The following is a 21,280-nucleotide window of genomic DNA, read 5'->3' on the forward strand; positions in this document are numbered from 1 at the left end:
TGGGTCAACCAGCATGGCTAACAGCATCCTGGTTTGTTCGAGCGCGGAACCTGTGGCGAGGGAGCTTGCTCCCGCTCGGCTGCCAAGCAGTCGTAAATCCATTCAATGCGGTGTTTCAGATGGATCGCATTGGCAGGTTTTGGGGTCGCTGCGCGACCCAGCGGGAGCAAGCTCCCTCGCCACAAGGGCAAATCGGTCGTGCTTTTAGTGCTGCAGGATTTTCTCGAGGAAATGCTGCGCGCGTTCGGAGCGTTGGCTGATGTCGCCAAAGAACTCTTCTTTCTTGCAGTCTTCGATGATCTTGCCGGCATCCATGAAAATCACGCGGTCAGCCACTTTGCGGGCGAAGCCCATTTCGTGGGTTACGCACATCATGGTCATGCCTTCCTGGGCCAGTTGCACCATCACGTCGAGCACTTCGTTGACCATTTCCGGATCGAGCGCCGAGGTCGGTTCGTCGAACAGCATGACGATCGGGTCCATCGCCAGCGCACGGGCAATCGCCACACGCTGCTGCTGACCGCCGGACAGTTGCCCCGGGTGCTTGTGGGCATGCGCCGACAGGCCAACGCGTTCCAGCAGTTGCAGACCTTTTTTGGTCGCTTCTTCCTTGCTGCGGCCCAATACCTTGATCTGCGCAATGGTCAGGTTTTCGGTAATGGTCAGGTGCGGGAACAGCTCGAAATGCTGGAACACCATGCCGACGCGCGAGCGCAGTTTCGGCAGGTTGGTCTTCGGGTCGGCAATCGAGGTGCCATCGACGACGATGTCGCCTTTCTGGAACGGCTCCAGCGCGTTGACGCATTTGATCAGGGTCGACTTGCCCGAGCCCGACGGGCCGCAGACCACGATCACTTCGCCTTTCTTGACCTCGGTGCTGCAATCAGTCAGCACCTGGAAGTCGCCATACCACTTGTTGATGTTCTTGATGGAGATCATACGGCAAACCTTTTTTGCAGACGCTTGACCAGCAGCGAGGCGGAAAAGCTGATGATGAAGTAAACGACACCGGCAAAGATCAGGAACTCGTTGGAACGACCGATGATGTCGCCGCTGGAGCGGGCGGAGTTGAGGAAGTCCACCAGGCCCACGGTGTAGACCAGCGAGGTGTCCTGGAACAGGATGATCGACTGTTGCAGCAGCAACGGGGTCATCTTGCGGAACGCCTGGGGCAGGATGATCAGACGCATGGTCTGGCCATAGGTCATGCCCATCGCCTGCGCGGCGGCCATCTGGCCTTTGGGGATCGACTGCACGCCGGCCCGGACGATTTCACAGAAGTACGCGGCTTCGAACATCATGAAGGCCACGACGCAGGAGGTGAACGCGCCGATCGGGGTGTCTTCGCCGGTGATCCAGCGCAGCACGAACGGTACCGCGAGGTAGAACCAGGTGATCACCAGCAGCAGCGGGATCGAGCGGAAATAGTTCACATAGGCGCCGGCCACGCGGGACAGCAGTTTGCTGGACGACAGGCGCATCAGCGCGAGGATCGTACCGAGCACGATGCCGCCGACCACGCCCATGACCATCAGCTTCAAGGTCATGAGCATGCCGTTCCACAGGCCCGGGATCGCGGGGATGATGCCGCTGAAATCGAAGTCCATTATTTACCCCCCACGGAGATCAGGCCGGGCACCGCGACTTTCTTCTCGACCATGCGCATCAGCAGCATCAGGCTCATGTTCAGGGTGAAGTAGATCAGCGTGGCCAGGGTGAACGCTTCAAACAGGTTGGCCGAGAATTCGGCGGTCTGTTTGGTTTGCGCCAGCAGTTCCATCAGGCCGATCAGGGACGCCACGGAGGAGTTCTTGAAGACGTTGAGGAATTCCGAGGTCAGCGGCGGAATGATGATGCGGTAGGCCTGGGGCAGCAGCACGTTCCAGTAGATCTGCGGCAGCTTGAAACCCATGGCGCGGGCAGCGGATTCCTGGCCCCGTGGCAGCGCCTGGATACCGGTGCGCACTTGCTCGCAGACCCGGGCGGCGGTGAACAGGCCCAGGCACACGACGACGCTCAGGTAGGCCGAGGTGGTCGGGTTCAGATCCTGTTTGTACCAGTCCTGCAGGTTTTGCGGCAGCAGGTCGGGCACCAGGAAGTACCAGATGAACAGCTGAACCAGCAGCGGCACGTTGCGAAACAGCTCGACGTAGCACGTCGCGATGCCCGACACGAGGCGGCTCGGCACGGTGCGCATGACCCCCAGAATGGAGCCCAGCAGCAAAGCGATGATCCAGGCCACGACGGCGATGGCGATGGTCCAGCCCAGACCGGAGATGAACCAGTCGAGATACGTCTCGCTGCCCACGCCGGTGGACTTGAAGAACACGCCCCAGTCCCAGTTGTAATTCATTAGGGTCTCCCCTCGAAATCGATCGATGTACAAGCACCCGCTTGGGGAAGATCCTTTCCCGTCCGACGTTGAACGTCGGGCACACGCGATCGGCTCGGAAACCGCCTGGTCGAGTGTTCCACAGTAAAGCCAGCAGGTAGTAACAGACGTCTGAGGGAGGTTGCTCCCTCAGACGACAGGTTAGTCAGGAATCAGATTTTTACGTCAGGCGCAGGCTTGTCGCTCGGATTGGCGATCAGCTCTTTCACCTTGTCGCTCATCGGGAAGTTGAGGTTCAGGCCTTTCGGTGGGATCGGGCTTTCGAACCACTTGCTGTAGATCTTGTTGATCTCGCCGGACTTGAACAGGCCGACGATGGCGTCATCCACCGCTTTCTTGAACGCCGGGTCGTCCTTACGCACCATGCACGCGTAGGCTTCGAAGGACTGTGGCGTACCGGTGATGACCCAGTCAGTCGGCTTCTTGGCCTTGGCTTCTTCACCGGCCAGCAGGGCGTCGTCCATCATGAAGGCAACGGCGCGGCCGCTTTCCAGCATGTTGAAGGATTCGCCGTGGTCCTTGGCGGAGATGATGTTCATGCCCATCTGCTTGTCGGCGTTCATCGCTTTGATGATGCGCTCGGACGTGGTGCCGGCGGTGGTCACGACGTTTTTGCCCTTGAGGTCGGCGAAGTCTTTGTAGGACGGGTTGCCATCCTTGTCTTTCTTGACCAGCAGACGGGTGCCGATTTCGAAGATGTTGACGGTGAAATCGACCTGTTGGGCGCGTTCGGCGTTGTTGGTGGTCGAGCCGCACTCGATATCCGCGGTGCCGTTCTGGATCAGCGGGATACGGGTTTGCGAGGTCACCAGATTGTACTTGACCTGCAGGTCTGGCTTGTTCAGGTCTTTTTTCAGGGCTTCAACGATGGCCACTTGAATGTCGTGGGAGTAGCCCACTGGCTTGCCGGAAGCATCCGCGATGTAGGAAAACGGGATGGAGCTGTCGCGGTGAGCGAGGGTGATGGTGCCGGAATCGTTGATTTTCTTCAGGGTGCCGGTGAGTTCGGCGGCGAAAACTGGTGTGCTGATCAGAGCGGCCGCAATGGCTGCGCCCAGGATAGGGGGAACGATGCGCATCAAATTTTCCTCGAATTGTTTTTTTTATGGAGCCAGTTCGTCGGCCCTTTTGTGCTTCGAATGCCTGACGGCTCCTGAAGTGTTGGCACGGCAGGCATTCGTCGAGAGAGTGTAGAGCATGAGTCGTGCCAGACCAGTTGTAGTGGATCAACTGATTGATTAATAAGGAAATTAAAGTTTTTGGTTAATGTTTTTGGCTGAAATTGATCCGGTTATCCGAATCGACCAGGAGGTCGCGTTCGGAAAACCGAACGATCTATCGTCGGTTGTTTTCCGCAGCGCGACCTTTGTGGCGAGGGAGCTTGCTCCCGCTGGAATGCGCAGCAGGCCCGCTTTTATGAATGGGGCCGCTACGCGACCCAGCGGGAGCAAGCTCCCTCGCCGCAGGTAAAGTGGCCGGCCCGGATAAACAAAAAAGCCCCTGAATCGTGAGATTCAGGGGCTTCGTTTCAAGCGCTGTAAACGTCAGGCCGCTTCAATCTTGCGGTTCTGCTCGACCTTGCCCAGGTAGGCCGCCAGTTTCTCCTGCTCGGCCGGGGTGGTGAACAGGCCCAGTTTGCTGCGGCGCCACAAAATGTCGTGCGCCGTGGTCGCCCATTCTTCGCTGCACAGGTAGTCAACCTCGCGAGTGTAGAGCCCGCCACCAATGTGTTCGCCCATGTCGGCGAGGGTTTCCACGCCTTCGAGCATGCGCCAGGTGCGGCTGCCGTAGGTGGTGGCCCAGCGGCGGGCGATTTCGCTCGGGACGAAGTCGAACTTGTCGCGGATCTGTGCGCTCAAGGCTTGTGGGGTGGTCATGTCTTCGCCGCCGGGCAGGGTCGCGGTAGCGGTCCAGCTCGGGCGCATCTGGGTGAAGTACGGCATCAACTGGGCCATCGCCGACTCTGCGAGCTTGCGGTAGGTGGTCAGCTTGCCGCCGAACACCGACAGCAGCGGTGCCTCTTCGCCGCCGCCAGACAGGGCCAGGGTGTAGTCGCGGGTTACGGCCGACGGGTTGTCGGATTCGTCATTGCACAGCGGGCGCACGCCCGAGTAGCTGTGCTGGATGTCGTCGCGGCTGATCTGCTTCTTGAAGTGGGCGTTGACCACTTTCAGCAGGTAATCGGTTTCGCCGTCGGTGATTGCCACTTTCGCCGGGTCGCCGGTGTACTCACGGTCGGTGGTGCCGATCAGAGTGAAGTGGTTCAGGTACGGAATAGTGAAAACGATGCGCTGATCTTCGTTTTGCAGGATATGCGCGTGATCGCCTTCGTACAGCTTCGGCACAATGATGTGGCTGCCCTGAATCAGGCGAATGCCGTACGGCGATTCCATCTTCAGGTCGTCACGGATGAACTTGGCGACCCATGGACCGGCGGCGTTCACCAGCGCTTTGGCGGTGATCGAAAACAGGCTGCCATCGGCGCGTTCCAGGTTCAGGTACCACAGGCCCTTGGCGCGGCGGGCGCTGACGCAACGGGTCTGGGTGTGAATGTGCGCGCCGTGTTCACGGGCAGCCATCGCATTCAACACAACGAGGCGGGCGTCGTCGACCCAGCAGTCGGAGTATTCGAAGCCTTTCTTGATTTCGCTTTTCAGTGCGCTGTCGGCGCTGAACTTCAGGCTTTTCGAACCTGGCAGCTTTTCGCGCTTGCCGAGGTTGTCATAAAGGAACAGGCCCGCGCGGATCATCCACGCCGGACGCAGGTGCGGGCGGTGCGGCAGCACGAAACGCATCGGCTTGACGATGTGCGGCGCCTTGGCCAGCAGCACTTCGCGCTCGGCCAGTGCTTCACGCACCAGACGAAATTCGTAATGTTCGAGGTAGCGCAGGCCACCGTGGATCAGCTTGCTGCTGGCCGACGAAGTGTGGCTGGCCAGGTCATCCTTTTCGCAAAGGAACACCGAAAGACCGCGACCGGCGGCATCCGCTGCAATCCCCACGCCATTGATCCCGCCGCCAATCACGGCAACATCATAGATCTCGGCAATCGGGGGCGTACGCAAGGTAGAGGTGGACATCGGCTGGCCTCGGGCTCTTTTGATTTTCTGTCTTGGAAATCGAACATAAATGTTCATTTGCGAAAATGGTAGCCCATAAAGACGCGCGCAGCCAGTCGCCTTCGATTGAAAAAACTCATCGAAGGGCGGCTAAAAGAAAATATTCGAACATTAAAAGCAAAAAGATCGCAGCCTTCGGCAGCTCCTACAGGTCAAATGGATCCATGTAGGAGCTGCCGAAGGCTGCGATCTTTTGATCTTGGGGGATTAAACGACTTCCAGACGAATCTTGTGCTGGCTCAGCAGTTGCGCCAGTGCCGGCACTGGCTGCTGATCGGTCACCAGGCAGTCGATCAGGCTGATCGGCCCCAAACGAATCATCGCGTTACGCCCGAATTTGCTCGAGTCCGCCGCCAGAATCACCTGTCGCGCGTTGGCGATGATCGCCTGCGACACGCGTACTTCCTGATAATCGAAGTCGAGCAGGCTGCCGTCTTCGTCGATGCCGCTGATACCCACCAGCGCAAAATCGACCTTGAACTGATTGATGAAGTCCACGCTCGCCTGACCGACCACGCCGCCGTCACGGCGCACGTTGCCGCCGGTCAGCAGCACATCGAAATCATCCTTGGCACTGAGCATCGAGGCGACGTGCAGGTTGTTGGTGATGATCTTCAAATGGTTGTGATTGAGCAGGGCGCGGGCAATCGATTCGGTGGTGGTGCCGATGTTGATGAACAGCGAGGCGTGATCGGGGATCTGCGCGGCGATGGCTTCACCGATGCGTTGTTTTTCGTCGCGCATCTGATCGGCGCGCATCGCATAGGCGGTGTTTTCGACGCTGGAATCGTAGGCCGCGCCGCCATGGTAGCGACGCAACAGATTGGCTTCCGCGAGCTGATTGATGTCGCGGCGGATGGTTTGCGGGGTCACAACGAACAGCGTGGCCATTTCCTCGATGCTCACATAGCCGCGTTCGCGGACCAGCTCGAGGATTTGCTGCTGACGGGGAGGCAGATTCATGGGGCTTCCTTTGGGCTGCCGTGCAAAATTTGCCCATGATGACGCAGGAATCTCCTCCCGACCAGTTTCCAAACAACGTGAAAGCTACTGCGCTCGGCAATCCTGCGTTAAAAACAGGCTCGGACTGCTCATTTACAAACCCGTAAACTCCGCGTCCTCGCCTGTTTTTGCCTTGTCTTGCCTTCGCTCGCTACGCTTTCACGCTGTTTGGACAGCTTAAGTCAGTCTTCAGACTGGCTTATTCAGCGTCTTCACGCGCCCAGTCACGGGTGCGGCTGACGGCTTTTTTCCAGCCTTTGTACAGTTTCTCTTTCTCGACTTCGTCCAGGCTCGGTTCGAACTCGCGCTCGATTACCGCTTTGCCGCGCAGTTCTTCCAGGCTGCCCCAGAAACCGCACGCCAGACCGGCCAGATACGCCGCGCCCAGTGCCGTGGTTTCGCGCATTTGCGGGCGCTCGACCTGGGTGCCGAGGATGTCGGCCTGGAACTGCATGAGGAAGTTGTTGGCGACCGCGCCGCCGTCCACGCGCAGGGCCTTGAGGCGTTCGCCGGAGTCCTGTTGCATGGCGTCGAGCACATCGCGGGTCTGGTAGGCGATCGACTCCAGCGCGGCACGGATGATGTGATCCACGCGCACGCCGCGCGTCAGGCCGAACAGTGCGCCACGGGCATACGGGTCCCAGTACGGAGCGCCCAGACCGGTGAACGCCGGTACCAGGTACACGCCGTTGCTGTCCTTCACTTTGTTGGCGAAGTATTCGGTGTCGTGAGCGTCGTTGACGATCTTCAGTTCATCGCGCAGCCACTGCACGGTCGAGCCACCGTTGAAAACTGCGCCTTCCAGGGCGTAAGCCACTTCGCCACGCGGGCCGCAAGCGATGGTGGTGAGCATGCCGTGCTGCGATTTCACCGCTTTGTCGCCGGTGTTCATCAGCAGGAAGCAGCCAGTGCCGTAGGTGTTTTTTGCCTGGCCCGGCTCGACGCACATCTGGCCGAACAGTGCCGCTTGCTGGTCACCGGCGATACCGCCGATGGCGATGCCGCTCTTGGTGCGACCGTAGATTTCCGAAGACGCTTTCACTTCCGGGAGCATCTCGCGCGGGATGTCGAGGATTTCCAGCATCTTCGAATCCCACTCCAGCGAGTGGATGTTGAAGAGCATGGTGCGCGAGGCGTTGGTGTAGTCGGTGACGTGCACTTTGCCGCCGGTGAATTTCCAGATCAGCCAGCTGTCGACGGTGCCGAACAGCAGTTCGCCGTTGCGCGCACGTTCGCGGCTGCCTTCGACGTTGTCGAGGATCCACTTCAGCTTGGTGCCGGAGAAGTACGGGTCGGTGACCAGACCGGTGTTGTCGCGGATGTACTCTTCATGGCCATCGCGCTTGAGCTGCTGGCAGATCTCGGTGCTGCGGCGGCACTGCCAGACGATGGCGTTGTACACCGGACGACCGGTGGTCTTGTCCCAGACCACCGTGGTTTCACGCTGGTTGGTGATACCGATGGCGGCGACCTGATCGTGATGCAGACCGGCCTGGGCCAGCGCTTCGACCATCACCGCGCTCTGGGTGGCAAAGATTTCCATCGGATCGTGTTCGACCCAACCGGCTTGCGGGTAATGCTGGGCGAATTCGCGCTGGGCGGTGCAGACCACGTTCGCGTCGCGGTCGAAGATGATCGCGCGGGAGCTGGTCGTACCCTGATCGAGGGCAATGATGTAGTTCTTATTCTGAATGTCGGTCATGTCGATTGCCTTGGACGAAATAAGGGAGAGTGGGCCGTGGCGCGGGTTCTAAATGGGCAGGAGCCCGCGCCGACTGTTTCAAGAAGTTCTTGGTTTGCCGTCAATGGCCGGTTCTGCATCCTTTGTAGCAGGTGTGGCGCCGTTCAGGTGACGGGCAATGAGCCCGCGATACCCGGCAGCGCCGAGGCAGGCACCGACAATCGGTGCAAAAATCGGTATCAGGAAGTACGGAATATCGCGGCCGCCAGTGAAGGAAATTTCACCCCAGCCGGCGAAGAAAGTCATCAGTTTCGGACCGAAGTCCCGTGCCGGGTTCATCGCAAAACCGGTCAGCGGGCCCATCGAACTGCCGATCACGGCAATCAGCAAACCGATCAGCAGCGGGGCCATCGGGCCTTTCGGCAGGCCGTTGTTGTCGTCGGTCAGGGCCATGATCACGCCCATCAGGATCGCGGTAATGATCATCTCGACCAGGAACGCCTGGGCGGTGGACAGCACTGGATTGGGGAACGTCGAGAACACCGAGGCCAATTCGAGGCTGGCGGCCGTGCCACGCACCATGTGATGGGTTTGTTCGTAATCGAAGAACAGGTTGCTGTACAGCGTGTAAACCAACAGCGCGCCGCAGAAGGCGCCAGCGATCTGCGACAGGATATAGAACGGCAGTTTGCGCTTTTCGAAGTCGGCGAAAATGCTCAGGGCGATACTCACGGCAGGGTTCAGGTGCGCGCCGGAAACGCCGGCGGTCAGGTAGATCGCCATGCTCACGCCGACGCCCCAGATGATACTGATTTCCCACAGACCGAAGCTGGCGCCCGCGACTTTGAGCGCGGCGACACAGCCAGTGCCGAAAAAGATCAGAAGTGCAGTCCCCAGAAACTCGGCCAGGCATTGGCCGGAAAGCGATGGTTGCTGTAAAGCAGTTGTCATTGAAAACCTCGGTTTTTGTTGTTGTCTGGCGCGTTTGCCGTCAGGGCAAGGCGCGATTTTCCCCGGGGCAGGATCCCCATCCTGTTCCCGGTTTACTGCTGGGTGCTGCGGTGACGATAATTCTTACATTATTCAGATTCGAAAAAATATAGACAAGAAACAAACCTGTCAAAGGTCGAAAGTGAACCATCGGTCACAATTCAACTATCAACCTGCTGAATGGTCCTGCCGATGGCGGCGGCGATAGCCTGGCGGCTCGCGCGCAAAGCCCGGAAAACGGGGCCTGCGCTAGAGCCTTTTGCGCTGTGATGACCTAGAATCCGGCGCAGGATTTTTCTGTTGATGCCGAGCCTGGAGCTGCCATGACCCCTGCGTTGGACTTGTTGAAAAAAGTTCGTGCCGAACATCGCGTGCACAGTTACGAACATGACCCGAAGGCCGCGTCTTACGGGCTGGAGGCCGCAGAGAAACTGGCGCTGGAGCCGGCGCAGGTGTTCAAGACGTTGCTCGCTGCCAGCGAAAAAGGTGAACTGCTGGTGGCGGTGGTACCGGTCGTCGGAAGCCTTGATCTCAAGGGGCTCGCACACGCGGCGGGCGTGAAGAAAGTCGAAATGGCTGACCCGGCTGCGGCGCAGCGTTCCACCGGTTACCTGCTGGGCGGGATCAGTCCGCTGGGGCAGAAGAAGCGTCTGCGCACCTTCATCGATAACTCGGCTCAGGGTTTTGCGACTATTTATGTCAGTGCTGGCCGACGCGGCCTGGAGGTCGAGTTGGCGCCCGCCGTACTCGCCGAGCATACACAGGCCAAATTTGCCGACATCGGTCGGGTGTAACGCTGAATTCTGTATGAAGAAAATTGACCGGTTCTGTCACTGGCGCTGAACCGGCCCGCGCCGCATGCTCTGCCCACGGACTTAGGGAGAAGGTTATGCAGCTTGAGTTTCATCAGGTCGACGCGTTCAGCGACCGACCGTTCAGTGGCAATCCGGCGATGGTGTATCGGCTCGACGCATGGCTTGCGGATGAGTTGATGCAGAAGATCGCCGCCGAACACAATCTGGCGGAAACCGCGTTCGTGGTGCGCGAAGGCGCCGCGTGGCACATCCGCTGGTTCACTCCGACTACCGAAGTGCCATTGTGCGGGCATGCGACGCTGGCCAGTGCCCACGTGTTGTTCGAGGTCTACAAGGAAAACGTCGAGCGTCTGGACTTCACCTGCAAGTCCGGGCCGTTGAGCGTCAGCCGCGAAGGCGATCGCCTGTGGCTGGACTTTCCGTCGATCGTGCCATCGGCGATTGGCGTGACGCTGGATGTCGAGCGTGCGCTGGGTGTCGAGGCGGTGGATGTGCTCGGTTCCAACGAGTTGTTCGTGGTGCTGGAGTCGGAGCAGGCAGTGCTCGACTGCACACCGGACATGGTCGCGCTGGCGAAACTGCCGTGGCTCGGCGCCATCGTGACGGCGCGCGGCAATCAGCATGATTTTGTCTCGCGTTATTTCGCGCCGGCCATTGGTATCAACGAAGACCCGGTCACCGGTTCGACGCATTGCAGCTTGATTCCGTACTGGTCGAAACGTCTGGGCAAGTCGAGCCTGACCGCGTGCCAGCGTTCGGCGCGGGGCGGGGAGTTGTTCTGTCGGCTGGAAGGCGAGCGGGTGAAGATTGGCGGCAATGCGACGCTGGTTGCCAGCGGCACATTGATCCTCGGTTAACGCAAAACTTTGTTGGAGTGAGCCTTTGTAGTGAGGGGATTTATCCCCTCACCACAAAAAACCTCCACACTCCGATGTTCTGTTTGATCAGAGGGCGGTGCTGTAGCGGCGGACGCCGTTTTCCGCCGCCGGGATTTGTGCCGCGGTGCTGCCCGATGCCTGGAACAGGACCAGGTGTTCTGCAGCAACCCGAATCCCGACATTCGCACCCACCTGATGGTCGGCATGGCTGGGGAAGATCGATTCCAGCTGCGCGCCGGTCGGCAGTTGCAGGCGATACAGGGTCGAGGCACCGAGGAAGGTCTTGCCGACGATGCGTGCTTTCAACGCGCTGTCCGGTGCATAAACGATGTCATCCGGACGCAGCAACACATCCACCGCGCCGCCCACCGGCCAGGTATAGGCCCGGTTGCCGCGCAGTTCGCCGAGTTCGGTCTGCACCGATTCCGGGCTGCCGAGCTGACCGCGAATGAAATAACCCTGACCAATGAAGCTGGCCACAAACGGCGTCGCCGGCTCGTGGTAGAGGTTGTAGGGCGTGTCCCACTGTTCCAGCCGGCCTTCCTTGAATACGCCAACGTGATCGCTGACGGCGAAAGCTTCTTCCTGGTCGTGGGTCACCAGAATCGCACTGGTGCCACGGGCCTTGAGAATGTCGCGCACTTCGTGACTGAGCTTGCGGCGCAGCTCGCCATCGAGGTTGGAGAACGGTTCGTCGAGCAGCAGCAGTTGCGGTTCCGGCGCCAGGGCGCGGGCGAGGGCGACGCGTTGTTGCTGGCCGCCGGAGAGTTCGTGCGGGAAGCGTTTGCCGAGGTTCTTCAGGTTGACCAGTTCCAGCAGCTCTTCGGTGACGCGCGCCTTGTTCGGGTGCTTGCGGATCCCGAAGGCGATGTTGTCCGCGACGCTGAGGTGCGGGAACAGTGCGTAGTCCTGGAACACCATGCCGATCCGGCGTTTCTCCGGGGCCAGAGTGAAACCGGCGCTGGAAATGGTTTCGCCGCCCAAAGTGATTTCCCCTTCGTGCACCGGTTCAAAACCGGCAATCGCGCGCAGGGTGGTGGTCTTGCCGCAGCCGGACGAGCCGAGCAGGCAGCCGATGTCGCCGGCGTTGAGGTGCAGATTAAGGTTCTGCACCACGCGTTGATCTTGGTAGCCGCAAGCGAGGTTGCGCAGGTTCAGCAGTAATTCATGACTCATGCGTGGTGATATGCCGGTTCGACGAGGAACTCAAGCAGGGCCTTCTGTGCGTGGAGACGGTTTTCTGCCTGATCCCAGGCAACGGAGCGCGGGTCATCGAGCAGGTCGAGGCTGATTTCTTCACCGCGGTGCGCCGGCAGGCAGTGCATGAACAGCACATCTTCAGCCGCCAGATCGAGCAGGGCGCGGGTCACCTGGAACGGTGCAAACAGCTTCAGGCGCTTGGCAGTTTCCTCTTCCTGACCCATCGAAGTCCAGACGTCAGTGCTCACCAGGTGCGCACCGCGCACGGCGTCTTGCGGATCACGGACGATGGTCACGCGATCGCCGGCGCGGGCGACGAACTCAGGATTGGGCTCGTAGCCTTGCGGGCAGGCAACGCGCAACTGGAAGTCGAACTGGATCGCCGCTTCTATATAGCTGTTGCACATGTTGTTGCCGTCGCCGATCCACGCCACGGTCTTGCCCTGAATCGAGCCACGGTGCTCAAGGAAGGTCTGCATGTCGGCCAACAACTGGCACGGGTGCAGGTCATCGGACAGGCCGTTGATCACTGGCACGCGCGAGTTGGCGGCGAATTCGGTCAGGGTGCTGTGGGCAAAGGTACGGATCATCACCGCATCGAGCATGCTTGACATGACGATGGCGCAGTCGCCGATCGGCTCGCCACGACCCAGCTGGGTGTCACGTGGCGAGAGGAAGATCGCCTGGCCACCGAGCTGGATCATGCCGGCCTCGAAGGAGATCCGGGTACGGGTCGAGGATTTCTCGAAAATCATCCCCAGGACGCGGTTTTTCAGCGGCTCGAACAATACGCTGCGGTTACGCAGGTCCTTGAGCTCAACGCCTCGACGGATCACGCTGACCAGCTCTTCGGGCGTGCAATCCATCAGGGAGAGAAAGTGCCTTGCGCTCATCATTGACTACCTTTTTGTTACAAACCGCAGATGCTCAAAGCCTTGTTTAACGGAACAACGGGCGAGACCTGCGGCGTAAGCCGCACGGGGCGACGAAATAGGGGAAGGCGCGATATTGACACTAAATGTCGCGTTACGCCAATAGGCTACGGATTTTGCGGGATTCGGTTGAGCGTCGGATGTTGCTGTCGCACGTTTGATGAAGCCGGGTTCAGAGCCGCCACGAGCCTCTTTGTACACTGGCCTTGCAGGGCTTGGCAATTCAGCGTGGCGGGGATCGAGTCGCTTGGGTCGGTTTACGACCGTGGCGCCATGCCATCACTTGGTCGGATGCTCGGACTGAAACATTTGCTAAAGCAAAGTGCTGGGTTATAAATAAGTTTCGAGCGACGCAGGAAGCCTCCGCATGGAATCGAAAGAAAAACTGTTAATGGAACTGCTGGGTCACACGGCTCGCTCTTTGACCCATCTCACCGCGTCGGTGACCTCAATGTCCTTCGAACTGCTGCGCAGCGACGACGAAGTGGTCAAGACCGCTGGCCGTCACATGATCGATCGCATGGCGACCATCAGTGCCGGGCTCGACGAGCACTGGCGGCTGATCGGCGAACTCACCGGTGTGCACATCGCTCACGAGCAGATCGAGACCATTCAGGAAATCCAGTTGCAGGCGCCGCCGCAGCTGCCGTCGAATTGATCATGACGGCTTATCGGCTCGCCTGATAACCGTCGATTCACAAGATAAACGTCGCTGGCGCAGGATCTGCGCGGGGGCCATAGTTTTGTTCCCGCAGGCATGCCCGTTGCCTGCCCAGAACAAGACAGAGACTGGCCATGACCAAGACTCTCCATCACCGTGCCTGCCACCTGTGCGAAGCCATCTGCGGCCTGACCATCGAGACCACCGAGTCCGATGGCAACGTTGCGATCACCTCGATCAAGGGCGATGCCCTCGACACCTTCAGTCGCGGGCATATCTGCCCCAAGGCCGTGGCCTTGCAAGACATCCAGAATGACCCCGATCGCCTGCGTCAGCCGATGCGCCGGGTCGGCAGCGAATGGCTGCCGATCGAGTGGGACGAGGCCTTTGCACTGGTGGCCGAGCGTCTGGCGGCGATTCAAGAGCGTCACGGGCAGAATGCGGTGGCGGTCTACCAGGGCAACCCGAGCGTGCACAACTATGGGCTGATGACTCACAGCAACTACTTTCTCGGCCTGCTGAAGACGCGCAATCGCTTTTCGGCGACTTCGGTCGATCAGTTGCCGCATCACCTGAGCAGTTACCTGATGTACGGCCATGGCTTGCTGCTGCCGATCCCGGACATCGATCACACTGATTTCATGCTGATCCTCGGCGGCAACCCGCTGGCGTCCAACGGCAGCATCATGACCGTGCCGGATGTCGAGAAACGCCTGAAGGCGATTCAGGCGCGCGGCGGCAAAGTGGTGGTGGTCGATCCCCGGCGCAGCGAAACGGCGGCCATCGCCGATCAGCACCTGTTCGTGCGGCCCGGTGGCGACGCGGCGCTTCTGTTCGGGGTGCTCAACACCTTGTTCAGCGAAGGCCTGACCCGTGACAGCCACTTGCCGGTTGATGGCCTTGATGAAGTGCGCGCAGCCGTCGCCACGTTCACTGCCGAAGCCATGAGCCCGCTGTGTGCGGTGCCGGCCGAGCAGATCCGCCAACTGGCGCGGGATTTCGCTGCGGCGCCGAGTGCCGTGTGCTACGGGCGCATGGGCGTTTCGACTCAGGCGTTCGGCACCTTGTGTCACTGGGTGGTGCAGTTGATCAATCTGGTCACCGGCAACCTTGACCGGGTGGGCGGTGCATTGTGTACCGAGCCGGCGGTGGATCTGGTGGCATCGACCTCGGGCGGGCATTTCAACAAATGGCAAAGCCGGGTCTCCGGGCGACCCGAGTACGGCGGCGAGTTGCCGGTGTCGGCGCTGGCCGAAGAGATGCTCACCGAAGGCGAAGGGCAGATTCGCGCGCTGATCACTGTGGCCGGCAATCCGGTGTTGTCGACGCCCAACGGCCGGCAACTGGAGCAGGCGCTGGACGGTCTGGAGTTCATGCTCAGCATCGACCTGTACATCAACGAAACCACGCGTTACGCCGATTTGATCCTGCCGTCGACCTCGGCGCTGGAGAACGATCACTACGACACTACGTTCAACCTGTTCGCGGTGCGCAACGTCACTCGCTTCAACCGGGCGATTCTCGCCAAACCAGAGGGTGCGCTGCACGATTGGGAAATTTTCGTCGGCCTGGCCAAGGCTTTCGCCGAAAAGACCGGCAAGGAACTGAAACCGACCTTGCCGCCGGCGCAGATGATCGACATGGGCCTGCGCATGGGCCTGTATGGCGATGCGTCCGATCAGAAGCTGTCGTTGGCGACATTGTTCGATCATCCGCACGGGATTGATCTTGGGGCGTTGAAACCGAATCTTGCCGCTCGCCTCAAGACGCCAAATCAACGGGTGCAGGCTGCGCCGCCGGAGATCCTCGCTGATCTCGCACGCTTTGCGGCCTTGCAGGCGCCGGCAGCCGATGAGTTGTTGATGATCGGCCGGCGCCATGTGCGCAGCAATAATTCGTGGATGCATAACTACCATCGTCTGGTGAAGGGCAAGCCACGGCATCAATTGCTGATGCACCCGGATGACCTCGCCAGCCGTGGGCTCAACGATGGTCAGTTAGTTCGCGTTAGCTCGCGGGTAGGGCAGATCGAGGTCGAGGTGCTCGGCAGTCTGGATATGATGAAGGGAGTGGTCAGCCTGCCGCACGGTTGGGGACATGCTCGGCCGGGCGTGCAGATGGCGATTGCCAGTGGTCAGCCGGGGTCGAGCGCCAACGACCTGACCGATGAATGCCAGCTCGACGAGCTGTCGGGCAACGCGGCGCTCAATGGCGTGCCGGTGACGGTGGTGGCGGCTTGAATATGCCTGTCGGGGAGACCGAGCAGTGCGCTCGGGATTCCGTTACAATGCGTCACCGTGCCGACCCATGAGTCGGAAAGTTCAGCCGAGGTGCTCCATGGATATCATCGAAACGATTAAAGAGCAGATTGCCAACAACACCATTCTGCTTTACATGAAAGGCTCGCCGAATGCCCCGCAGTGTGGCTTTTCCGCGAAAGCTGCGCAGGCTGTGATGGGCTGTGGCGAGAAGTTCGCCTACGTCGACATCCTGCAGAACCCGGAAATCCGCGCCAACCTGCCGAAGTACGCCAACTGGCCGACTTTCCCGCAACTGTGGGTCGGCGGTGAACTGGTCGGCGGCAGCGACATCATGGCTGAAATGTTCGCCAACGGTGAGCTGCAGACTCTGGTCAAGGAAGCATCGGCCAAGGCGGCTGCGGCCAAGTCCGAAGCCTGATCCGGCTTTCACTCGGCACATGCTTCTGCTGTAGGAGCTGTCGAGTGAAACGAGGCTGCGATCTTTTGATCTTCAGCCAATAAAAAGCCCCGCACCTCGAAAGAGGGCGGGGCTTTTTAGTGCGCTGGAAAAGTTAACGCGAGTTGCCGGTGCAATCTGAAAAGATCGCAGCCTGCGGCAGCTTCTACTCTTCGCCCATCTGCGATTGCAGATAGTTCTCGAGACCGACTTTATCGATCAGACTCAGTTGGGTTTCCAGCCAGTCGATATGCTCTTCTTCGGATTCGAGAATGTCTTCAAGCAGTTCACGGCTGCCGAAGTCGCCAACCGATTCGCAATGGGCGATGGCGGCTTTCAGGTCGGCGTGGCCGGTCTTCTCGATACGCAGGTCACATTCCAGCATCTCCTGGGTGTGCTCGCCGATGTGCAGCTTGCCCAGATCCTGCACGTTCGGCAGGCCTTCCAGGAACAGGATGCGCTTGATCAGCTTGTCCGCGTGTTTCATCTCGTCGATGGATTCGTGGTACTCGTGCTTGCCCAGCTTGTTCAGGCCCCAATCTTCATACATGCGGGCATGCAGGAAGTACTGATTGATCGCGACCAGCTCATTGGCAAGGATCTTGTTGAGATGCTGGATGACTGTAATGTCGCCTTTCATGATGGGAGTCCTGCCCTGTAATAGCCGTATATAAGGCGGAGTTTGAGCCGGGTACTTATAAGTGTCAAACCTAAGTTATTGAATAATAAATGAAATTAAATCTGAATAAGAATGTTTGTGTTCCGCGTCTGGCACCTAAGCACTTGATTTGCGGACATAAAAAAACCGGACATAAGTCCGGTTCTTCGAAATCTGGTTAATTACGCAGCCGTAAATTCTACTGGATAGGGGATCGCGGCCTGAGCGGTTTGCAGCTTGGTCAGGGTTTCGCGAACCACTTCCTTGGCCAGGCAGGCACATTTGCCGCATTGGCTGGCGACGCCAGTGGCCTGGCGGACTTCTTTGTAGCTGCAGCAACCTTCATAGATCGCTTCGCGGATCTGTCCGTCGGTGACGCCAGTGCAGAGGCAAACATACATAAGTGAGAACCGTCGCTGGTTGTGACTCAATTGCGATGGATCTTAATGTTAACGAGAATGATTGTCAAAGTGCTTTCTGAATGGTTTTCGATCGAAAGGCCGGTCACTGACGAACGGTGATTAATGGCGGATTGCCTGGCCCGAAAATGCTGGTCCGTTATCCGCCTTGGGCAAAAAACCGTTAAGGACAGGCGAAAAACGCAGTGTATGATGGTCGGCCCTTGCGAAGCGGGTTCGTGTCACAGGGCTGTCGCCTGAGGGTGGCAGGCTGGCCCGGACCCTGAACTTCAAAGTTATTCACCAGGAGATATCCATGAGCGTACTCGTAGGCAAACAAGCCCCTGACTTCACCGTCCCGGCCGTACTCGGCAATGGCGAGATCGTTGACAGCTTCACCCTGTCCTCGGCCATCAAAGGCAAATACGGCCTGGTGTTCTTCTACCCGCTGGACTTCACCTTCGTCTGCCCGTCCGAGCTGATCGCTCTGGACAACCGCATGGCTGACTTCAAGGCGCGCAATGTGGAAGTGGTCGCCGTGTCGATCGACTCGCACTTCACCCACAACGCCTGGCGCAACACCCCCGTCAACAACGGCGGCATCGGCCAGGTGAAATACACCATGGCTGCCGACATGAAGCACGAAATCGCCAAGGCCTACGACGTTGAGTCCGAAGGCGGCGTGGCTTTCCGTGGCGCGTTCCTGATCGACGACAAGGGCGTTGTCCGCTCGCAGATCATCAACGACCTGCCGCTGGGCCGTAACATGGAAGAGCTGATCCGTCTGGTCGACGCTCTGCAATTCCACGAAGAGCACGGCGAAGTCTGCCCTGCCAACTGGAAAAAAGGTGACAAAGGCATGAACGCTTCGCCAGAAGGCGTTGCGGCTTACCTGACCGAGAACGCTGCTGCCCTGTAAGGCGCAACGTCGCGGTACAAAAAAACCGGCCCATGTGGCCGGTTTTTTTATGCGCGGGAAATACCCGACGAGGATCAGTCGTCGAAATCTTCCCAGCCGCCCATCTGTTTCCAGCGGTTGACGATGCCGCAGAACAGCTCGGCGGTCTTCTCGGTGTCGTAACGCGCCGAATGCGCTTCACGGCCGTCGAAGTCGATGTCCGCTGCCTGACAGGCTTTCGCCAGCACGGTTTGACCGTAAGCCAGACCGGCCAGCGTCGCGGTGTCGAAGCTGGAGAACGGATGGAACGGATTGCGCTTCATGTCCAGACGCGCAACCGCGGCATTCAGGAAGCCGAGGTCGAAGCTGCTGTTATGCCCGACCAGAATCGCGCGTTTGCAACCATTGGCCTTCAGCGCCTTGCGCACGCCACGGAAGATGTCGGTCAGCGCGGTTTCTTCGCTGACCGCCATGCGCAACGGGTGATCGAGCTTGATCCCGGTGAATTCCAGCGCTGCCGCTTCAATGTTCGCGCCTTCGAATGGCTCGACGCGGAAGAAGTAGGTGTGGTCCGGGTAAACGAAACCCTTTTCATCCATGGCGATGGTGGTCGCGGCAATCTCCAGCAGAGCGTCGGTGGCCGAGTTGAAGCCACCGGTCTCTACGTCGACGACAACCGGCAGGTAGCCGCGAAAACGCGCTGCCATTGGATGACGGGAACCGCCGCCGCCACCTTGACCGTCCAGTTCGTCGTCGAAATGGTCTTCACTCACGCGTGTTCCTCCAGCAGGCGCCAGCGCAGTTTTTCACCGGCGCGCAGCGGGATAACGTTCAGCTCGCCGAATGGCAGGCTGGTTGGGGCGGTCCATTCTTCGCGAACCAGGGTGATGCGATCGGTGTTGGCCGGCAGACCGTAGAAGCGCGGGCCGTTAAGGCTGGCAAACGCTTCGAGCTTGTCCAGTGCATTACGCTGTTCGAACGCTTCGGCATACAGCTCGATGGCGGCGTACGCGGTGTAGCAGCCGGCGCAGCCGCAGGCGGCTTCCTTGGCGTGCTGGGCGTGCGGCGCCGAGTCGGTGCCGAGGAAGAACTTCGCGCTGCCGCTGGTGGCGGCGTCGAGCAGGGCTTCCTGATGGGTATTGCGCTTGAGGATCGGCAGGCAGTAGAAGTGCGGCCGGATCCCGCCCACCAGCATGTGGTTGCGGTTGTACAGCAGGTGATGCGCGGTGATGGTCGCGCCAACGTTGGCCGAGGCTTCGCTGACAAACTGCACGGCGTCGCCGGTGGTGATGTGTTCGAACACCACTTTGAGCGTCGGGAATCGCTCGACCACCCGGCGCATGTGCTCATCGATGAAAATCTTTTCGCGGTCGAAGACATCGACGTCGCCACGGGTGACTTCGCCGTGGATCAGCAGCGGCATGCCGACTTCGGCCATGGCTTCCAGCGCCGGGAAGATCTTGTCGATGCTGGTGACTCCGGAATCGGAGTTGGTGGTGGCGCCAGCCGGGTACAGCTTGGCGGCGTGCACGAAACCGCTGGCCTTGGCCTCACGAATTTCTTCGGGCTGGGTGCGGTCGGTGAGGTACAGCACCATCAGCGGTTCGAAACGACTGCCGGCCGGGCGGGCAGCGAGAATCCGCTGGCGATAGCCATCGGCTTCAGCGGCGTTGCGCACCGGTGGTACCAGGTTGGGCATGATGATGGCGCGGCCAAAGGTGCGCGCCACATCGGCAACGGTATTGGTCAACACGGCACCATCGCGAAGATGAATGTGCCAGTCGTCGGGACGCAGCAGGGTCAGGCGGTCGGACATGAGGGGATTCCAGGCGGGTCAAACTGAGGGGAATGCTACCGGAAAAGACTCTTGCAGGCACTCGCTATCAAGTTTTGCCGGAACCTTCCGATAGCCCGTAGGTATGCCGTAAACATAGTGTGAATCGGTCTTTGTGTTACAGAAGCCAATGGAGCCTCCCGTGCGCCAGCGATATTTAGCCTTGCTCAGTGTGTTTGCCAGCCTCCCCGCGATGGCGCTCACCTACCAGACGCGTCTGGAGAACATTGAGTGGACGGTCGAGGGCGACAAGTTCGAGTGCCGTCTGACCCAGCCGATCACCGATTTCGGCTCGGGCCAGTTCGTGCGCAAGGCCGGCGAGCAGGCGATTTTCCGCCTCAATGCCTACAACGCCATGCTCGGCGGCGGTTCGGCGACGTTGCTCGCGGCGGCCGCGCCCTGGCAGCCGGGGCGCAACGACATCAATTTGGGCAGCGTGAGGATCGGCACCGGTAACGTGCTGTTCAACAGTTCGCAATCCCAGGCCGGCGGACTGATCAGCGGTTTGCTCGACGGGCGCAGTCCGGTGGTGCGTCGTGCGTCCGGCGATGGCCGGGTTTCTGAAGTGCGTCTGTTGCCGGTCAAGTTCAGCAAGGCGTTCAACGAATACCAGACATGCGTGGCGAAGCTGCTGCCGCAGAATTTCGACCAGGTCAAACACTCGCAGGTAGGCTTTCCTGGCGAAGGCACCGATCTGGATGCCGACGCCAAGGCCAGGCTGCAGGTGATGCTCGAGTTCATGAAGGCCGACCCGACGGTCAATCACATCGAACTGGATGGCTATTCCGACAACAGCGGTAATCGTCTGACCAATCGTGAACTGTCGCGCCGGCGCGCGCTGGCGGTGGTCGACTTCTTCAAGGCCAACGGCATCGCCGAATCGCAGATCACCGTGCGCTTCCACGGCGAGCAGTACCCGCTGGTGCCGAACAACAATGCGGCTAACCGGGCGAAGAATCGCCGGGTCAGCGTGAAGCTTGCACGAGTGGCGCCGACCACCGCGCCAGCGCCGCAAGCCAGCACACCCGCCAATGCTGCGGCGACTTCCTGACCCGCCGGTCATCGTCGCGCTCTCGACAGATTCTGTCGCTTTGTCGTCTTAAGCTGTCGCGCCTCTGTAAATTA

The 21,280-nt window shown here is 59.7% G+C and carries 21 protein-coding genes; 7 read left to right on the plus strand and 14 right to left on the minus strand.

The window, feature by feature from the left end; translation table 11 throughout:
• Window positions 1–204: 204 nt before the first annotated feature.
• From OC71_RS10510 to OC71_RS10550, 8 genes are all read right to left on the minus strand, one after another.
• On the minus strand, window positions 205–939 hold the full coding sequence (locus OC71_RS10510) for an amino acid ABC transporter ATP-binding protein (RefSeq protein ID WP_041068333.1): 735 nt from the start codon (window positions 937–939) through the stop codon (window positions 205–207).
• The gene (locus OC71_RS10515; protein ID WP_041068335.1) at window positions 936–1,607 is read right to left on the minus strand and encodes an amino acid ABC transporter permease; all 672 of its coding nucleotides are present in this window, start codon (window positions 1,605–1,607) and stop codon (window positions 936–938) included. The genes OC71_RS10510 and OC71_RS10515 overlap by 4 nt, the downstream gene beginning before the upstream one ends.
• Entirely contained in the window at window positions 1,607–2,353 is a 747-nt protein-coding gene (locus OC71_RS10520) for an amino acid ABC transporter permease (protein ID WP_041068336.1), read from the minus strand. Before OC71_RS10520 ends, OC71_RS10515 begins: the two co-directional genes overlap by 1 nt.
• A 191-nt stretch (window positions 2,354–2,544) precedes the next feature.
• A complete protein-coding gene (locus tag OC71_RS10525; protein ID WP_041068338.1) occupies window positions 2,545–3,471 on the minus strand; it encodes a glutamate/aspartate ABC transporter substrate-binding protein in 927 nt (308 codons plus the stop codon).
• Window positions 3,472–3,936: 465 nt separating this feature from the next.
• Complete coding sequence (glpD, locus tag OC71_RS10535; protein WP_041068342.1) at window positions 3,937–5,472, minus strand: glycerol-3-phosphate dehydrogenase; 1,536 nt, start codon at window positions 5,470–5,472, stop codon at window positions 3,937–3,939.
• Between the two features lie 246 nt (window positions 5,473–5,718).
• Window positions 5,719–6,474 (minus strand): DeoR/GlpR family transcriptional regulator, encoded by a 756-nt coding sequence (locus tag OC71_RS10540; protein WP_007916700.1) that lies wholly within the window; start codon window positions 6,472–6,474, stop codon window positions 5,719–5,721.
• A 238-nt stretch (window positions 6,475–6,712) separates the two neighbouring features.
• Window positions 6,713–8,215 carry a glycerol kinase GlpK gene (gene glpK / locus OC71_RS10545; protein ID WP_041068348.1) on the minus strand — a complete coding sequence of 501 codons (1,503 nt, stop codon included), beginning with the start codon at window positions 8,213–8,215 and terminating at the stop codon, window positions 6,713–6,715.
• A 78-nt stretch (window positions 8,216–8,293) separates the two neighbouring features.
• Complete coding sequence (locus tag OC71_RS10550) at window positions 8,294–9,145, minus strand: MIP/aquaporin family protein (protein ID WP_041068350.1); 852 nt, start codon at window positions 9,143–9,145, stop codon at window positions 8,294–8,296.
• 362 nt (window positions 9,146–9,507) lie between these two features.
• Here OC71_RS10550 and ybaK point away from each other — a divergent pair, with 362 nt between their 5' ends.
• Together ybaK and OC71_RS10560 are read left to right on the plus strand one after the other, a co-directional pair.
• Window positions 9,508–9,978, plus strand: coding sequence for a Cys-tRNA(Pro) deacylase (ybaK, locus tag OC71_RS10555; RefSeq protein ID WP_041068352.1), 471 nt, complete (start codon window positions 9,508–9,510; stop codon window positions 9,976–9,978).
• A gap of 95 nt (window positions 9,979–10,073) precedes the next feature.
• Window positions 10,074–10,856 (plus strand): PhzF family phenazine biosynthesis protein, encoded by a 783-nt coding sequence (locus OC71_RS10560; protein ID WP_041068354.1) that lies wholly within the window; start codon window positions 10,074–10,076, stop codon window positions 10,854–10,856.
• A gap of 87 nt (window positions 10,857–10,943) precedes the next feature.
• Here the strand turns inward: OC71_RS10560 and OC71_RS10565 are convergent, their stop codons facing one another.
• The gene (locus tag OC71_RS10565) at window positions 10,944–12,053 is read right to left on the minus strand and encodes an ABC transporter ATP-binding protein (RefSeq protein WP_041068357.1); all 1,110 of its coding nucleotides are present in this window, start codon (window positions 12,051–12,053) and stop codon (window positions 10,944–10,946) included.
• Window positions 12,050–12,970, minus strand: coding sequence for an ornithine carbamoyltransferase (gene argF, locus OC71_RS10570; RefSeq protein ID WP_041068359.1), 921 nt, complete (start codon window positions 12,968–12,970; stop codon window positions 12,050–12,052). Before argF ends, OC71_RS10565 begins: the two co-directional genes overlap by 4 nt.
• 406 nt (window positions 12,971–13,376) lie before the next feature.
• Here argF and OC71_RS10575 point away from each other — a divergent pair, with 406 nt between their 5' ends.
• From OC71_RS10575 to grxD, 3 genes are all read left to right on the plus strand, one after another.
• Complete coding sequence (locus OC71_RS10575; RefSeq protein WP_041068361.1) at window positions 13,377–13,667, plus strand: hypothetical protein; 291 nt, start codon at window positions 13,377–13,379, stop codon at window positions 13,665–13,667.
• Between the two features lie 137 nt (window positions 13,668–13,804).
• The gene (locus tag OC71_RS10580; RefSeq protein WP_041068363.1) at window positions 13,805–15,910 is read left to right on the plus strand and encodes a molybdopterin oxidoreductase family protein; all 2,106 of its coding nucleotides are present in this window, start codon (window positions 13,805–13,807) and stop codon (window positions 15,908–15,910) included.
• Between the two features lie 97 nt (window positions 15,911–16,007).
• Window positions 16,008–16,349: a Grx4 family monothiol glutaredoxin gene (gene grxD / locus OC71_RS10585; protein WP_003227729.1), complete on the plus strand. Its 342-nt coding sequence runs from the start codon at window positions 16,008–16,010 to the stop codon at window positions 16,347–16,349.
• Between the two features lie 184 nt (window positions 16,350–16,533).
• Here the strand turns inward: grxD and bfr are convergent, their stop codons facing one another.
• Window positions 16,534–17,007, minus strand: coding sequence for a bacterioferritin (gene bfr, locus OC71_RS10590; RefSeq protein WP_041068365.1), 474 nt, complete (start codon window positions 17,005–17,007; stop codon window positions 16,534–16,536).
• Window positions 17,008–17,207: 200 nt separating this feature from the next.
• On the minus strand, window positions 17,208–17,426 hold the full coding sequence (locus OC71_RS10595; RefSeq protein WP_003227725.1) for a bacterioferritin-associated ferredoxin: 219 nt from the start codon (window positions 17,424–17,426) through the stop codon (window positions 17,208–17,210).
• 313 nt (window positions 17,427–17,739) lie between these two features.
• Here OC71_RS10595 and OC71_RS10600 point away from each other — a divergent pair, with 313 nt between their 5' ends.
• Entirely contained in the window at window positions 17,740–18,342 is a 603-nt protein-coding gene (locus OC71_RS10600; protein WP_007963972.1) for a peroxiredoxin, read from the plus strand.
• Window positions 18,343–18,416: 74 nt separating this feature from the next.
• On the opposite strand, the gene rnt is transcribed toward OC71_RS10600, so the two are convergent.
• Both rnt and pyrC read right to left on the minus strand, forming a co-directional pair.
• Entirely contained in the window at window positions 18,417–19,094 is a 678-nt protein-coding gene (rnt, locus tag OC71_RS10605; protein ID WP_003227721.1) for a ribonuclease T, read from the minus strand.
• Window positions 19,091–20,137 carry a dihydroorotase gene (pyrC, locus tag OC71_RS10610; RefSeq protein ID WP_041068370.1) on the minus strand — a complete coding sequence of 349 codons (1,047 nt, stop codon included), beginning with the start codon at window positions 20,135–20,137 and terminating at the stop codon, window positions 19,091–19,093. Before pyrC ends, rnt begins: the two co-directional genes overlap by 4 nt.
• A 160-nt stretch (window positions 20,138–20,297) precedes the next feature.
• On the opposite strand from pyrC, the gene OC71_RS10615 reads away from it, so the two are divergent.
• Window positions 20,298–21,206, plus strand: coding sequence for an OmpA family protein (locus OC71_RS10615; RefSeq protein ID WP_041068372.1), 909 nt, complete (start codon window positions 20,298–20,300; stop codon window positions 21,204–21,206).
• Window positions 21,207–21,280: the final 74 nt, after the last annotated feature.

It is taken from the genome of Pseudomonas sp. W15Feb9B, assembly GCF_000828175.1.
GTDB classification, from domain to species: domain Bacteria; phylum Pseudomonadota; class Gammaproteobacteria; order Pseudomonadales; family Pseudomonadaceae; genus Aquipseudomonas; species Aquipseudomonas parakoreensis.

Coding starts and splice junctions, on each gene's coding strand:
- argF (WP_041068359.1), bottom strand. CDS start 12,970: ATGAGCGCAAGGCACTTTCTCTCCCTGATGGATTGCACGCCCGAAGAG.
- OC71_RS10515 (WP_041068335.1), bottom strand. CDS start 1,607: ATGGACTTCGATTTCAGCGGCATCATCCCCGCGATCCCGGGCCTGTGG.
- pyrC (WP_041068370.1), bottom strand. CDS start 20,137: ATGTCCGACCGCCTGACCCTGCTGCGTCCCGACGACTGGCACATTCAT.
- OC71_RS10560 (WP_041068354.1), top strand. CDS start 10,074: ATGCAGCTTGAGTTTCATCAGGTCGACGCGTTCAGCGACCGACCGTTC.
- OC71_RS10580 (WP_041068363.1), top strand. CDS start 13,805: ATGACCAAGACTCTCCATCACCGTGCCTGCCACCTGTGCGAAGCCATC.
- grxD (WP_003227729.1), top strand. CDS start 16,008: ATGGATATCATCGAAACGATTAAAGAGCAGATTGCCAACAACACCATT.
- OC71_RS10520 (WP_041068336.1), bottom strand. CDS start 2,353: ATGAATTACAACTGGGACTGGGGCGTGTTCTTCAAGTCCACCGGCGTG.
- OC71_RS10595 (WP_003227725.1), bottom strand. CDS start 17,426: ATGTATGTTTGCCTCTGCACTGGCGTCACCGACGGACAGATCCGCGAA.
- ybaK (WP_041068352.1), top strand. CDS start 9,508: ATGACCCCTGCGTTGGACTTGTTGAAAAAAGTTCGTGCCGAACATCGC.
- OC71_RS10540 (WP_007916700.1), bottom strand. CDS start 6,474: ATGAATCTGCCTCCCCGTCAGCAGCAAATCCTCGAGCTGGTCCGCGAA.
- glpD (WP_041068342.1), bottom strand. CDS start 5,472: ATGTCCACCTCTACCTTGCGTACGCCCCCGATTGCCGAGATCTATGAT.
- OC71_RS10550 (WP_041068350.1), bottom strand. CDS start 9,145: ATGACAACTGCTTTACAGCAACCATCGCTTTCCGGCCAATGCCTGGCC.
- OC71_RS10600 (WP_007963972.1), top strand. CDS start 17,740: ATGAGCGTACTCGTAGGCAAACAAGCCCCTGACTTCACCGTCCCGGCC.
- glpK (WP_041068348.1), bottom strand. CDS start 8,215: ATGACCGACATTCAGAATAAGAACTACATCATTGCCCTCGATCAGGGT.
- OC71_RS10565 (WP_041068357.1), bottom strand. CDS start 12,053: ATGAGTCATGAATTACTGCTGAACCTGCGCAACCTCGCTTGCGGCTAC.
- OC71_RS10525 (WP_041068338.1), bottom strand. CDS start 3,471: ATGCGCATCGTTCCCCCTATCCTGGGCGCAGCCATTGCGGCCGCTCTG.
- OC71_RS10510 (WP_041068333.1), bottom strand. CDS start 939: ATGATCTCCATCAAGAACATCAACAAGTGGTATGGCGACTTCCAGGTG.
- OC71_RS10575 (WP_041068361.1), top strand. CDS start 13,377: ATGGAATCGAAAGAAAAACTGTTAATGGAACTGCTGGGTCACACGGCT.
- bfr (WP_041068365.1), bottom strand. CDS start 17,007: ATGAAAGGCGACATTACAGTCATCCAGCATCTCAACAAGATCCTTGCC.